The organism is Pseudonocardia lutea (assembly GCF_042658055.1).
In the GTDB taxonomy this organism is placed as follows: domain Bacteria; phylum Actinomycetota; class Actinomycetes; order Mycobacteriales; family Pseudonocardiaceae; genus Pseudonocardia; species Pseudonocardia lutea.
The window spans coordinates 1-13,420 of the sequence record NZ_JBHSQK010000031.1; the positions used below are offsets into that span (position 1 = coordinate 1).

The window sequence follows — 13,420 nt, forward strand, 5'->3', positions numbered from 1 at the left end:
GTAGTACATCGGGTCGCCGTCGACGAGCCGGTAGTAGGCGTGGTTGTCGATGCCGCGGAAGGAGAGCGTCGGGCCCAGGTGGTTGCCCTCGGCGGTGTGGTTGTAGACGACGTCGAGGATCACCTCGATGCCCGCCCGGTGCAGCGCCCGGACCATCGACTTGAACTCCGCGACCTGCTCGCCCCGGGTGCCGAAGCAGGCGTAGCCGTTGTGCGGGGCGAAGAAGCCGATGGTGTTGTAGCCCCAGTAGTTGCGCAGGCCCTTGTCGTGCAGCGTCGAGTCGTGCACGAACTGGTGCACCGGCATGAGCTCGACGGCGGTGATCCCGAGCTTGCGGAAGTGGTCGATCATGACCGGGTGCGCCAGCCCGGCGTAGGTGCCCCGGACGTCCTTCGGGATGTCCGGGTGGCGCATGGTCATGCCGCGCACGTGCGCCTCGTAGACGACCGTCTCGTTGTACGGGATCCGCAGCGGACGGTCGTCCTGCCAGTCGAAGTACGGGCTGACCACGACGGAGGTCATCGCGTACGGGCCCGAGTCCATGTCGTTGTAGGAGTTCGGGTTGCCGAAGCGGTAGGAGAACAGAGCCTCGTTCCAGCGGTACTCGCCGTCGATCGCCTTCGCGTAGGGGTCGAGCAGCAGCTTCGACGGGTTGCACCGCAGGCCGGCGCCGGGATCGTACGGACCGTGCACCCGGTACCCGTAGCGCTGACCCGGCCCGATGCGCGGCAGGTAGCCGTGCCAGATCAGGCCGTTGCGCTCCGGGAGGACGACGCGCTCCTCGGCGCCGTCGTCGCTCACCAGGCAGAGTTCGATCCGCTCCGCGACCTCCGAGAAGATCGCGAAGTTGGTCCCGCCGCCGTCGAAGGTGGAACCCAGCGGGTAGGGCGAGCCGGGCCAGATGTGCACGTGTCCTCCGGGCGTGACGAGCGAAGGACAAGTTCTAACCCGCCCGGGCGAGGTCGGCCACTCCGGGCGAACCGGGCCCGCCGGATGGGGCCGAACGGGGGAGCGGGGGAACCCCTGTGCGGGTGGGCCTCCCGAAGGCACGTCGCACCGGGGAAGTGTCCGGCGCCGGGCACCCGCGCTTCCCGTCGCCGGAGCCGCGGCCGATGATGGGGCGGCCGCCGCAGCGCCGACCGGAAGGACCGCCGTGGACTTCACGCTCCCCGAGACCGCCCTCGCCGTGCGGGAGGGGGTGCGCGCGATCGGCGCCCGCTACGACCACGCCTACTGGTCGCGGCTGGAGGAGGAGCACCGCTTCCCGTGGGAGGTGTGGAAGGACCTCGCCGAGGGCGGCTGGATCGGGCTGACCGTGCCGGAGGAGTACGGCGGCGGCGGGCAGGGGATGCTCGAGCTGGCGGTGGCCTGCGAGACCCTGGCCGCGTCGGGCGGCACCGGCGGGATCTTCCTCTACGTCCTCACCCCCGGCTTCGGCGCCACCACGCTGGCCCGGCACGGCAGCGAGGAGCAGAAGAAGCGCCTGCTGCCCGGCCTCGCGTCGGGCGGGACCCAGTTCTGCATGGCCCTCACCGAGCCGGACGCGGGCAGCGACGCGCTGCGCATCCGCACCCGTGCCGTCCGGGACGGCGGCGACTTCGTGATCAACGGACAGAAGATCTGGATCTCCGGGCTGGAGAACGCCGACTGGATGATCGCGATCACCCGCACCGTGCCCGCGGCGGAGGCGAAGCCGCGGACCAGCGGGTTCACCCTGTTCCTGGTCGACGTCAAGGAGGCCGTGGCCGCCGGGACCCTCCAGTACACCCCGATCCCCAAGCTGGGCAGCAACGTCGTCACCTCCAGCCAGGTCTTCTTCGACGACCTGCGGGTGCCGGCCGAGAACGTCCTCGGTGAGGTCGACGGCGGGTTCTCGGTGCTGTGGGACGTCCTCAACCCCGAGCGCATCCTCGCCGCCGCCGGGGGAGTGGGTACCGCCGACGCCGCCCTCGACGTCGCCGTGCGGTACGCCAAGGAGCGGCAGGTCTTCGGCCGCCCGATCGGCGCCAACCAGGGCATCCAGTTCCCGCTCGCGCAGATCAAGGCGAAGACCGAGCTCGGCCGGCTGATGACCTACAAGGCGGCGTGGCTCTTCGACCGGGGGCTGCCCTGCCACGCCGAGACCAACATCGCGAAGCTGACGGGCGCGCAGGTCGGGTGGGAAGCCGCCAACCAGGCCTTCCAGACCTTCGGCGGCATGGCGTACTCGAAGGAGTACCCGGTGGAGCGGCTGTTCCGGGACTCCCGCATCGCCCGCAACATCCCCGTCGCCGAGGAGCTGGTCCTCGCCCACCTCGGCACCCAGGTCCTGGGGCTGCCGCGCAGCTACTAGGGATCAGGTCAGGACGAGCGGCGGGCCGGAGTCGAGCAGCAGGCGCAGCGACGGCGGGCCGTCCGGGGTGAGCGAGACCCCGGGCAGGCGTGGTCCCGGTGCGACGGCCCCGGTCATCCGCACGGCGACGATCCCGCTCGCCCCCGCGGGGTGCGGGGGGACGGGCCGGTGGGCCAGGCCGGCCAGCGTGGCGTCCGACAGCTCGGCGACCGCGAGGAACGGCATGTCCGGCTCGCCCTCGTGCACCGCGAGGGTCGGCCCGTTCGGCACCGTGTACCGGCGGAACCGGCCCTCGGGCACCGTGCCGCGCAGCACGATCCCGAACGGGTACGCGGTGCGGGCGCAGCGCGCCGCGAAGCCCAGCCGCGAGGCCTGCTCCGCCTCCGGGTCGTCGATCCAGAGCAGCTCGACGTAGTGCCGGGCGAAGACGATCCGCCGGTTGCGGGTGCCCTGTCCGACGTGCCGGGTGCCCTCGTCGAGCAGCAGCCCGGCGGGCTCCTCCGGCGGACCGGGGAGGAAGGCGATCAGGTGGTCCAGCTCCAACACCGGTCCAGCATCCCGTGCGCGGGCGGGGGTACGCGGTGGGGGTGATCGATCGGTTCGACGGCTGGATCGCCGGCCTGGGCACCCTCCGCGGGCTGCGCGTCGTCGTGGGGCACTGGCCGCGCTCCCCGCTGGGCTCCTTCACCGACGTGATGGTGGAGCGGGCGGACGGGCACCGGCTCCTGCTCGCGCCCGACGACCGGGTCGCCGAGTTCGTCTCCGCGACGTACACCTTCGACGAGGTGCGGCTCGGCCCCGTCGACCACGAGATCCGCGGCGACCGCCGGCAGGTCCGCGCCGGCCCGCTGGAGTGCGCGTTCCGGGTGGGCGGCCGCACCCCGCTCGGCCTGCTGCTCCGCGCGGTGCCCCGCCGGCTCGCGACCGCGCCCCGCTGGATCGGGACGATCGACGCCGTCGCCCGCCGGCTCCTGCCCGGGGTGCGGACCGTCGGCAGCGCGGGAGGCGGCCGCACCGAGTACTACGGCGCCCTCGACCTGCACCGCCTCACCGCCGCCGTGGTCCGGTGGGAGGGGGAGGACCAGGGCCCGCTGCGGCCGGTCCACCCGCCCGTCCGCTTCGGCTTCGGCTCCACCCCCACCGCTCCCTCCCTGGTCCGCATCACCACCCTCGTCGAGCGGTAGGACGCCCGCCGTGCCCCACCCCACACCGTCGACGGGTCGTGTCGGGCCGCGCGGGGTGTGGGAGCTCACGGTGCATCCGCTCGTCGACGCGATCTGGCAGGCGGACCGTCCCGACGGCGCGGCGGCACACCCGGCCCGGCGTGGCACACCCGCTCCGGCCGGGCCCCACACCCCTCGACCTCGTGACACAGGCCGTCGACAGGGTGTACGGCGCCCCGGTGGATGTGTCAGCGGTGTCGCACTGTCGGCCTGGCCGCCGATCTCCGCGAGCGGATCGCCGCTGGCCTCGATCGTCGGGTCCGGTGGCCACTGGACGCGCCGCGTGGTCGCTGACGGTGCTCCGTGATCACCGAGAGCGTTTCGAGGTGCTTCCGGTGATCACGGAGAGCGCCTCGACGTGGCCCAGAACCACGACCCCGAGCAGGAGCCGTGGAAGCAGCGGGCACACCCCGTCGGGCGTCCCGCGGGCCGTCGACGGGGTGTGCCGGTGCCCGTCCGGGTGTGACGTGCGAGCAAATCAGGTGTGCCGGTGCCCGACGGGGGGTGAGGCGCGCGCACCGAGTGTGCCGGGCCTGTGGGGCGCGCACACCGGGTGTGCCGGACCCTTCGGTCGTGAAGCTCGAGGCGCCCGGGCACCAGCGGAGGGGACCGGCTGATTCCCGCACGCCCGCCGGCGGGAAGGCGCCGGCCCTCCGTCCAGGTGCGGGAGCCGCCTCCACCGGGTACGCCCCCGCCGATGGTGCAGACCTTCCTCCCGTTCCCCGACTTCGCGGCCAGCGCGAAGGTGCTCGACGACCGCCGGCTGGGCAAGCAGCGCGTCGAGGCGCTGCAGATCCTGCGCGCGCAGATCCGGGAGGGGTACGGCTGGCAGCACCATCCGGCCGTGCGGATGTGGCGCGGCTACCCGGAGGGCATCGCGGCGTACGCGCTGGCGATCTGTGAGGAGTGGGTGGCGCGCGGGAAGGCCGACACGGTGGCGGACTCCGTGCGCGCGGACCTCGAGGCCGCGGGCCTCCCGCCGCCGCGCACCCAGAGCGAGCTCGCCGCCGCGGGAAGGCTCCCGGACTGGCTGGGCGACGACCGGCTCCACGGCAGCCACCGCCGCGTCCTCGTCCGGAAGCTGCCGGAGCACTACGCCCCGCTCTTCCCCGACGACGAGCCGGACCCCGCCTACTTCTGGCCCGTCTGAGCCCCTTCTAACCCGCGTGCTCGGCCAGGAACGGGTCGAGCAGTGCGTTGAGCTCGTGGGGCCGCTCGAGCCAGACGAGGTGCCCGGCATCGGCGACGGTCTCCAGCCGGGCGCCCGGGACGGCGTCGGCGACCGCGCGGTTGTACCAGGGCAACGTGATCAGATCCTGGTCGCCGTGCACCACCAGGGCCGGGCAGGAGATGGTGCCGAGCCGATCCCGGGTCTCGTGCGTGAGGTCGGCACGGAAGTGCGCCGCCGTGCCCGGCGGGTTGCGGGAGGTGTGCTCCCCGAGCAGGGCCTCGACGCGGCGCTGCAGCTCGGGCTCCCGATCGACCACCGCGGGGGCGGACATCCAGAAGGCGAACTGCGCGAAGACGTCGAGCGGCCCCTTCTCCAGCGCGTACAGGCGGGACTCGAAGTGGCGGCGGATGTGGTGTTCGCGTGCCGTCGACGACCAGGTCGCCACGAGGCCGAGGCCGCGGACCAGCTCGGGACGGGCCAGGGCGAGCTCCTGGGCGACCGCCGAGCCCAGTGACAGACCGACGACGACCGCCGGTCCGACCTCGATCGCGTCCATCCAGGCCGCGACGTCCGCGGCCAGGGCCGCCACCGTGAGCCCGTCGAGGGGCCCGTCGCTGCCGGCGCCTCGCAGGTCCACCGCCAGGCAGCGGTAGCGCTCGCCGAAGTGCTCGGTCTGCGGCGCCCAGCTGCTGCCGTGCAACCCGGTGCCGGGGATCCACACGACGGAGGGACCGGATCCCCGCTCCTCGTGATGGACTTGCACGGCACCGCAAGGTGTGATGGGCACGTCTGCTCCTCGACCGGTCGGGGGCGCCGAACGTAACCCTGCTGTCGCACGGCGGGAGCAGACTGCGTGAACGCGGCCGAAACCGGGGGCGGAGAGGAGCGAGCGTGGCGGAACGTCCGGACAACCCCGACTGGATCATCCGGCGCAAGATCACGCCGCCCCCGCTCGACAGCACGGTCACCCGGCGTCCCCGGGTGGAGTCGCTGCTGACCCGGCTGATCGAGCAGAACCGGCTGGTGGTCGTCTACGCCTCGGCCGGGGCCGGCAAGACCACCGCCGTGCTGCAGGCCGCCGAGCGGCTGGAGCGCCCTCTGGCCTGGCTCGATCTCGACACCACCGACGTCGCCACCGGGCGGTTGCTCGTCTACCTCGAGGCCGCTCTCGCCCGCCAGGTCCCCGAGGTCCGCGGGGTCGCCAGCGGTGCACTGGCCGCGAACCTGGCGCACCCGGAGGTCGCTGGCCTGCTGGCCGAAGCGGTCGAGGGCGCGGCCGAGGGGAGCGACGTCCTCGTCGTGCTCGACGACGCGGAGCGGCTCGCCGAGTCCGCCGCCGCACTCGGCGTGGTCGCGGCGTTCGCCCGCTACCTCCCGGCCTCCGCGCGCCTGGTGCTGCTCAGCCGGGTCGAGCTGGCGTTCACGACGACCGGCTGGGGACCCTGGGTCGCCGCGGTGGGGGAGGAGGACCTGGCCCTCACCGTCCAGGAGGCGGCAGACGCCCTCGCCCGCTCGGGGCGCACGGACATCGACCCGGTCGAGGCGTTGATCGAGACGGGTGGCTGGCTGACCGGAGTCCTGTTCGAGGCCTGGCGGTCCACAGACCACGTGATCGGCCTCGGTGGCGAGGCCGACCCCCTGCACGGATACCTCGCCACCCAGATCCTCGACCAGCTCGACGCCGCGGACCAGGACTTCCTGATCACAACCGCGGTCCTGCAGGAGGTGACCCCGCGCGCCGCGGAGGCGCTCGGGCTGCGCGCGGCCTCCTCGCGGATGCACGCACTGCGCGGGCGCCGCCTGCCGGTGAGCTGGGACGGCGAACGCATGCGGTGCCATCCACGGTTCCGGGAGTTCCTGCTGCGCAGGCTCGGCCGGCGCGGCGAGGAGGAGCTTCGCCGACTGCGGACGGCGTACGCCCGGTTGCTGCTCGACTCGGGCCACGACGAGGAGGCGCTCGAGGAGCTCTTCGCCGCCGACGCGCTGGACGAGGCGATGGCCGTGGTGCAGCCGGTGCTCGAGCGGGTCATCGAGCGCACGGACTTCCCGACGGCCGAGCGCTGGCTGGAGCGGCTCCGGCCGGTACGCCGGGAGCACCACGTGGGCCTCGCCGGTGCCGAGCTCATGCTCGCCGTGGTCCGGGAGGACTTCGCCGCCGGGGTGCGTCTCGCCGACCGGCTCGAGGCCTCCGGGCGCCGCGAGGAGCTGGCCAAGACCTCCGGCCGGGCGGCGGGACTCATGGCGTGGTGTTACCTGCACACGGGTCGCCCGGACGACATGCGTGCGGTGATCGACTCGGGGCTGCCCGGGCCGGACGTCGACGCCGCCCGGTACGCCATGCGGATGGTGGAGGCCGAGGCCCCGCCGGACGACGTCGCCCCCGGGCTCGGCGAGCTCAGCGGCGGTCCGCTCGACGCGCTGGTCATGCGCGCACACTTCGACCTGGGCAGGCTCGAGCAGCTGGAGACCCGCCCGGCATCGCCGTGGGCGCTGCGGGCCGCCGAGTCGTGGATGGTGTCCGGGCTGCTCGCCACGGGACGCACCGCCGAGGCGTTCGAGCTCTACCACCGCCTCGTCGACACGGGGACCGAGCACAGCGTGTGGTTGCAGGCACTGGTCGGGCCGCGGCTGATGGCCGAGATCGGCGAGGAGGAGGCGGCCTGGCGGCTGCTGCGCGAGGGCCGGGAGCGGATCGCCGGCACCGGCTCGTCGCTCTTCGAGGCCTACAGCCGGCTGATCGAGGCGGAGCTCGCGCTGCGTCTCGACCGCGATCCCGTCGCTGCGGAACGGGCCCTGCGGCCGCTGGCAGCCCATCCGATCGGTCGCACCTACGCCCTCGTCGTCGAGCATCTGGCCACGCTGCAGGGACGGATCGCGCTCGCTCGGGAAGACGCCGACCGGGCGGTCTCGCACCTGGAACCTGCGGTGACGGGCATGCGTAGGGGCGACCGGCTGCTGCACCTGCCCGCCGCGGCGGTCTACCTCGCCGAGGCCTCGTGGCGCGCGGGGGACGAGGACGCCGCCGATGCCGCCGCGGACATCGCCCTGGAGGCGGCCCAGGGGCAGGGGTCCCGACACGTGCTGCTGGGTGCCCTCGCCGAGTTCCCGGACGTCCTGGCTCGCCGGCTGGACCTCGAGGTCACCGCCGACTCGCCGTGGCACGAGCTGGGGCGCGCGCTGACCGCGCGGTTCGGCGGGCTCGGCGACGTCATCGGCGCCGCCGTCCACGTCGCCGAGTTCGGGCGGACCGCGATCACCCTGAACGCCCGTGAGGTCAAGCCCCGGTTGGCCAAGAGCGTGGAGCTCCTCGCCTTCCTCGCGAACCGGGCCGAGCGCGAACAGGTCACCCGGCCCCAGCTGCTCGACGCCCTGTTCGAGGGCCGCCGCGACGAGTCGGCGGCCTCCTACCTGCGACAGGCGATCCTGCACCTGCGCAAGGCGGTGCCGGACGTCCTCGAGACCGAGGGCGGCCCGGGCCTGCGGCTCGCGCAACGGGTACGGGTGACCACCGAGTCGAAGCGCGTCGTCGCGCTGCTCGGGCAGGCCCAGTCGCTGCGCGGGCCGGACCGACTTCGCCTCCTGCTCGACGCGCTGGGATTCGCGGATCGGGGCGAGTACCTCCCGGGCATCCGCTCGGCGTGGGCGGACGAGCGCCGGGGCCAGCTCGCCGAGATCCTCAAGGACGTACGGTTCGAGGCGGCCGAGGCGGCCTTCGCGACCGGCGCCCTGCAGCAGGCGGACGAGTTGCTCGCGGCCGTCCTGCGCGCGGATCCGGCCCGGGAGGCCGCCTGGCGCCTGCAGATGCGGCTGGCCCACGCCCTGGGGGACTCCGACCGCGTGCTGGCGGCCTACCGGTCGTGTGAACGGGCGCTCGGCGAGTTCGGCGCCGACCCCTCGGCCACCACGTCCGCCCTGCTCAAGGACCTGCGCCGCTGAGTCGGACCCGGTTTCGGCCGCGGGGGACACGTTTCGGCAAACCGCCTGTAACGGGTTCGCGGGCCGTGCGACCGGCCTCGCCGCACCGAGCGTTTCGCCTTCGTTCACGGGCTCGCTTCCGCGGCCGGGCCGGGCACGCCACGGTTCTCGCCATACCCGCGGCCGACCGGGCCGCGACCGAGGAGCGAGGAGCCCGCGCATGGCGTCCACCTGGCTGCTGATCGCGCACGGCACCGTCGTCGACGGGGCGGGCAATCCACCCGTACAGGGTGCGTCCGTGCTGGTCCGTGACGGGCTGATCCACGCGGTCGGGACGGACGTCACCCGCGAGCTCGTGCCGCGTGGCGAGACCCTCGCCGAGATCGACGCGACGGGCCGGACCGTGATGCCCGGTCTGATCGACGCGCACTGTCACATGACCTACGGCGAGTCGCGCTCCGAGGAGGAGATCGATCTCTACACCAGCCCCGAGTCCCGCACGCTCAAGGCCGCGTTCCATGCGCAGAAGGTGCTGCGCGCGGGGGTCACCGGCATGTCGCAGCCCGGCGGCAGCTACTACATCGGCGTCGCGCTGCGCGACGCGATCGCCGACGGGATCGTGCAGGGCCCCCGGATGACCTCGGCCGGCCGCTACATCTCCACCAGCAACGGGCTCACCGACTGGTACCCGGACTCGGTCGGCGTGCCCGAGGGCTCCATCGGCATCGTGCACAACCGGCTCGACGACATGATCGACGAGGTCCGGCACCAGGTGAAGAACGGCGTCGACCTGATCAAGCTGGCCGACAGCCCGTACGGCGACTTCCAGGCCTTCACCACGCACGAGATGACCGTGCTGGCCGACCTCGCCCACCAGCTCGGCAAGAAGATCACGATCCACGCCCGCGGTTCGGCCGAGGTCGACGCCGCCGTGACCGCCGGCATGGACTGGATCATGCACGGCAACATCATGTCCGACGAGACGATCGCGCACCTGGCGGAGTCGCGGATCCCGCTGGTCCCGACCCTGCTGCTGCTCGCGAACGCCGGGGACTGGGGCCATCTCGTCGGCGCGCCCGTGCCGCTGCGCGACGGCATGAAGCGGATGCTCGAGAAGTCCGCCGACGCGCTGCACCGGGCGCACGCCGCCGGCGTCCCGATGGTGCTCGGCACCGACTCCGGCTTCTCGCTGAGCCCGTACGGCGTCTGGCACGCCCGCGAGCTCGACCTGCTGATGCGCTACGCCGGCCTGACCGCGCTCGAGGCGATCCAGGCGGGGACCAGCAACGGCGCGCAGATGCTGGGACTGGACGGGAGGATCGGGACCGTCGCCCCCGGGATGATCGCCGACCTGATCGTGGTGAACGGCGACCCGGTCGCCGACATCACCGTGCTGCAGCGCCGCGACGCCATCGAGACCGTGATCCAGGACGGGCAGGTCGTCGTGTTCGACGAGGAGGCCCTGGCCCGGTCCTGGCCGCACGAGCGCGGTATCGGCTACTCGGTCACCGACCTGACCTACGACGTGGTGCACGGCCTGGGCGACGGCGCCGACCCGCGCGACCTGCCCGCGCCCGAGGAGTTCCGGTTCGACGACGAGCACGCCGCCGACCTGGTGTCGGACATGCGCCGCCGCGAGCGCTCCGCCGGGACCTTCTGACACACGTCCCGTTGCACGTCCCCGCTCCCCGCGCTCCCCGCCCGAGACCCCGCACCGCAAGCCCCACCCGTGATCCACCCACGAGAGAGGCACGCCCGTGTCCACCAGTGACGAACTGTCCGACCCACTGTCCGACGCCCTCTCCGAGGACGGGCTCGACGACATCGAGCTCGTCGACGAGAAGCCCCTGTCCTGGTTCGACGTCTCCGCGATCGGCACCGGCGAGATGCTGTTCACGGCCGGCTGGGCCTGGATCGTGTTCATCGCCTCGTCGTACGGCATCCTCTGGTCGATCCTGGGCTTCGTCGGTGGCGCGCTGATCATTCACACGGCCTGGTGGCTGTACCGCGAGATGATCACCGCGGTGCCGGAACCCGGCTCGCTGCAGTCCTACGCCCGCGAGGCCGGGGTCTTCCCGCTCGGCACGAGCTACCTCGTGCTCTACGCCCCGGTCTACGGCGCCTTCATGTGGCTCGAGCTGCTCATCGCGGACCAGCTGTTCGCGCTGCTGTTCCCGAGCGTGCCGGCGCAGATCTGGCCGTACGTGGTGCTGCTGCCGGTGCTGGCGCTGAACCTCATGGGCCACCAGATCACCGGCAAGGTGCAGTCCGTGCTCGTGGTGATCACCCTGGTCGCGGACCTCGTCCTGGCGATCTGCGTCCTCGCCCTGATCGCCAACTCGGACTCCTTCTCGCTCAACTGGCCCTCGCCGACACCGATCACGTTCCTGGGCTTCTTCACGATCGTCGGCCTCTGGCTCGGGATCATGGCCGGGATCATGGAGGTCCAGCAGGTCCTGGTCGACGAGTGGAAGGACTTCCGGCGCTCGCGCGACGTCGGCCTGCTCTCGGCGGCCTGGCAGCTCTGGATCCGGCAGATCCCGCTCGCCATCGGCATCCTCGGCAGCCTCCCGCTGGCCGCGCTGATCCTCATGCCGGTGCCGTCCATCGGCGTGGTCGAGGACAAGTTCGGGCACAACCCGCTGTTCTTCCTCGGCCTGATCGGCATGCTCGTCGCGACCTACACCACCCTGTCCGTCTACTTCATGGGCATGGGCAAGATCCTCGCGCTCTACAGCCAGCAGGGCGCCCTGCCCCGGATCGTCGGCCGCTACTCGCGCAAGTCGGTGCCGTGGGTCGCGATCCTCATCCTCGGTGCGTTCGCCCTCATCGGCGCCTACGTCGACGACTTCAGCTTCGTGTCGCACGTGCTGTCCACCTGGTCGAGCACCCTGTACTTCTTCGTCGCGCTGTTCTACCTGCTGATGAAGCGGCGCAAGGACCTCGACCGGCCGCTGGTCGCCCGCTTCGGCACCGCGCTCGCGGTGTTCCTGCTGGTCGTGACCGCGATCATCGGTGTCGCGATCGCCGCCACCGACTGGGCCGCCGCGCTCACCTGGGTCGCGCTGGTCGTCATCGTCGTCCTCTACGACATGGTCGTGGTGCCGCGGACGAAGCGCGGTGCCCTGTACCGCGAGCAGCTGCTGCGCCGCCGGACCTCGGCTGCGCGGCTCTGACCCGCTCCGGCCGGTCCTCGCTCCCACCCGCTCCACGGAAGGACCCTGCATGACCACGACCAGGCACGCGGAGATCGCGGGCGCCGGCCTCGGCGGCCTCGCGGTGGCGATCGCGCTCGCCCAGAAGGGATGGAGCGTCCGCGTCCACGAGCGGGCGGACGACCTGCGCATGTTCGGCGCCGGGATCTGGCTGTGGGAGAACGGGTTGCGCTCGCTCGACGCCCTCGGGGTCGAGCAGGCCGCGACGGCCCGGGCGAAGCGCATCGAGACCCTCGTCGCCCGTGACCACGAGGGCCGGCCCCTGCTGCGGCGCACCTTCGGGGCCGAGGACCGGCTGGTCCTGCCGCCGCGGGCCGACCTCTACGACGCGCTGATCGCCCGTGTCGCGGAGCTCGAGGTCGAGGTCGTCCTGCGGTCCACGGCGGTGGGCGCGACCCCCCACGGGGAGCTCGAGATCGAGGGCGGCAAGGTCCTCCGCGCGGACCTGGTCGTCGCCGCGGACGGGGTGTTCTCCCGGCTGCGCGAGGCGCTGCTGCTGACCCGGCGGGTCGATTACCTGGACGAGGGCTACACCCGGCTGCTCATCCCCCGCCGGCCCGAGGACCCCGACACCGAGATCACCGAGTACTGGAGCGGCTCGCGTCGGCTGCTCTACGACCCGTGCACCGACGAGGTCGACTACGTCTGCCTGTGCTGCCCCGTCGACGACGAGGCCGGCCGCCGGGTGCCCGTCGACAAGGAGACCTGGCTCGCGTCGTTCCCGCAGCTCGGGGGCATCCTCGAGCGGATCGACGACGCCGGCCGGTGGGACCGGGCGATGCGGGTGACGCCGCGGGCCTGGTCCCGGGGGTCGGCGGCGATCGTGGGCGACGCGGCGCACGGCCAGCCGCCGAACCTCGGCCAGGGAGCGAACCTCACGTTCCAGAACGCCCTGGCCCTCGCCGAGTACCTCGACCGGGAGCCGGACGTCCCCGCGGCGCTGGTGGACTGGGAGCGGCGGGAGCGGCCGCTGACCGACCACATCCAGCGCTGGACCGACCTGTACGGCCGGGTCGCGAGCGCCTGGCCGGACCGTTTCGCGCACCGCAGGAGCCAGGTCCTGGAGACCGTCACCCGGATCCCCTGGGTGGACCGGCAGATGAACAAGGCGGCGCGCCACCGGCCCGTCGGCGCCCGCTGAGGAGGAAAGATGATCAAGGACAGCTCCGGAACCCAGTACCTACCCCGGCCGGAGAAGGTCACGGCCGAGTACATGCGCGACGTGCTCGACGAGTACTACGCGAAGAAGTGGAACGCCAACCCGGACACCGTCGCCGCCGTCTCCTCCTGGCGAAACTGGCCGCTCGTGGTGCGGATGCCCGACCTCAAGCAGGACTTCACCGTGCTGATCGACGACGGCGTGGTACAGAAGGTCACGGTCGGCCTGCCCGAGCGTCCGCGGATCCTCACCGTGATGCTGGCCGACACGATGCAGCGCATCTACTACGACGAGACCACCTCGGCCATCGAGTCGATCTCGGGCCGGATCAAGATCCGTGGCAACGAGGTGGAGCGGCGCCGGCTGCTGGCCGCCATCTCCTTCCTGACCTGGTGAGGGGGACGA

General features: G+C 72.7%; 11 protein-coding genes. 8 read left to right on the forward strand and 3 right to left on the reverse strand.

The features are described from left to right. A partial coding sequence (locus tag ACFQH9_RS13535; protein WP_379566386.1) for an alpha-amylase family glycosyl hydrolase occupies window positions 1–909 on the reverse strand: 909 nt, incomplete at its 3' end. Between the two features lie 244 nt (window positions 910–1,153). Here ACFQH9_RS13535 and ACFQH9_RS13540 point away from each other — a divergent pair. Beyond that, complete coding sequence (locus tag ACFQH9_RS13540) at window positions 1,154–2,332, forward strand: acyl-CoA dehydrogenase family protein (RefSeq protein ID WP_379566388.1); 1,179 nt, start codon at window positions 1,154–1,156, stop codon at window positions 2,330–2,332. Between the two features lie 3 nt (window positions 2,333–2,335). On the opposite strand, the gene ACFQH9_RS13545 is transcribed toward ACFQH9_RS13540, so the two are convergent. After that, entirely contained in the window at window positions 2,336–2,878 is a 543-nt protein-coding gene (locus ACFQH9_RS13545) for a VOC family protein (protein ID WP_379566389.1), read from the reverse strand. Between the two features lie 41 nt (window positions 2,879–2,919). Between ACFQH9_RS13545 and ACFQH9_RS13550 the strand changes: the two genes are divergently transcribed. Continuing rightward, window positions 2,920–3,516 (forward strand): hypothetical protein, encoded by a 597-nt coding sequence (locus ACFQH9_RS13550; protein ID WP_379566390.1) that lies wholly within the window; start codon window positions 2,920–2,922, stop codon window positions 3,514–3,516. A gap of 736 nt (window positions 3,517–4,252) precedes the next feature. Then, window positions 4,253–4,705 carry an MSMEG_6728 family protein gene (locus ACFQH9_RS13555; protein ID WP_379566391.1) on the forward strand — a complete coding sequence of 151 codons (453 nt, stop codon included), beginning with the start codon at window positions 4,253–4,255 and terminating at the stop codon, window positions 4,703–4,705. A gap of 7 nt (window positions 4,706–4,712) precedes the next feature. Here the strand turns inward: ACFQH9_RS13555 and ACFQH9_RS13560 are convergent, their stop codons facing one another. Beyond that, entirely contained in the window at window positions 4,713–5,513 is an 801-nt protein-coding gene (locus tag ACFQH9_RS13560; protein ID WP_379566393.1) for an alpha/beta fold hydrolase, read from the reverse strand. A gap of 104 nt (window positions 5,514–5,617) precedes the next feature. Between ACFQH9_RS13560 and ACFQH9_RS13565 the strand changes: the two genes are divergently transcribed. The 5 genes from ACFQH9_RS13565 to ACFQH9_RS13585 all read left to right on the forward strand — a co-directional run bounded on the left by ACFQH9_RS13565 (window position 5,618) and on the right by ACFQH9_RS13585 (window position 13,411). Beyond that, entirely contained in the window at window positions 5,618–8,662 is a 3,045-nt protein-coding gene (locus ACFQH9_RS13565) for a winged helix-turn-helix domain-containing protein (protein ID WP_379566394.1), read from the forward strand. Between the two features lie 199 nt (window positions 8,663–8,861). Beyond that, a complete protein-coding gene (locus ACFQH9_RS13570; RefSeq protein WP_379566395.1) occupies window positions 8,862–10,301 on the forward strand; it encodes a metal-dependent hydrolase family protein in 1,440 nt (479 codons plus the stop codon). A gap of 97 nt (window positions 10,302–10,398) precedes the next feature. Beyond that, on the forward strand, window positions 10,399–11,817 hold the full coding sequence (locus tag ACFQH9_RS13575; RefSeq protein WP_379566396.1) for an APC family permease: 1,419 nt from the start codon (window positions 10,399–10,401) through the stop codon (window positions 11,815–11,817). Between the two features lie 49 nt (window positions 11,818–11,866). Continuing rightward, the gene (locus ACFQH9_RS13580; RefSeq protein WP_379566398.1) at window positions 11,867–12,997 is read left to right on the forward strand and encodes an FAD-dependent oxidoreductase; all 1,131 of its coding nucleotides are present in this window, start codon (window positions 11,867–11,869) and stop codon (window positions 12,995–12,997) included. 9 nt (window positions 12,998–13,006) lie between these two features. Beyond that, a complete protein-coding gene (locus ACFQH9_RS13585) occupies window positions 13,007–13,411 on the forward strand; it encodes a hypothetical protein (protein WP_379566399.1) in 405 nt (134 codons plus the stop codon). Window positions 13,412–13,420 lie beyond the last annotated feature (9 nt).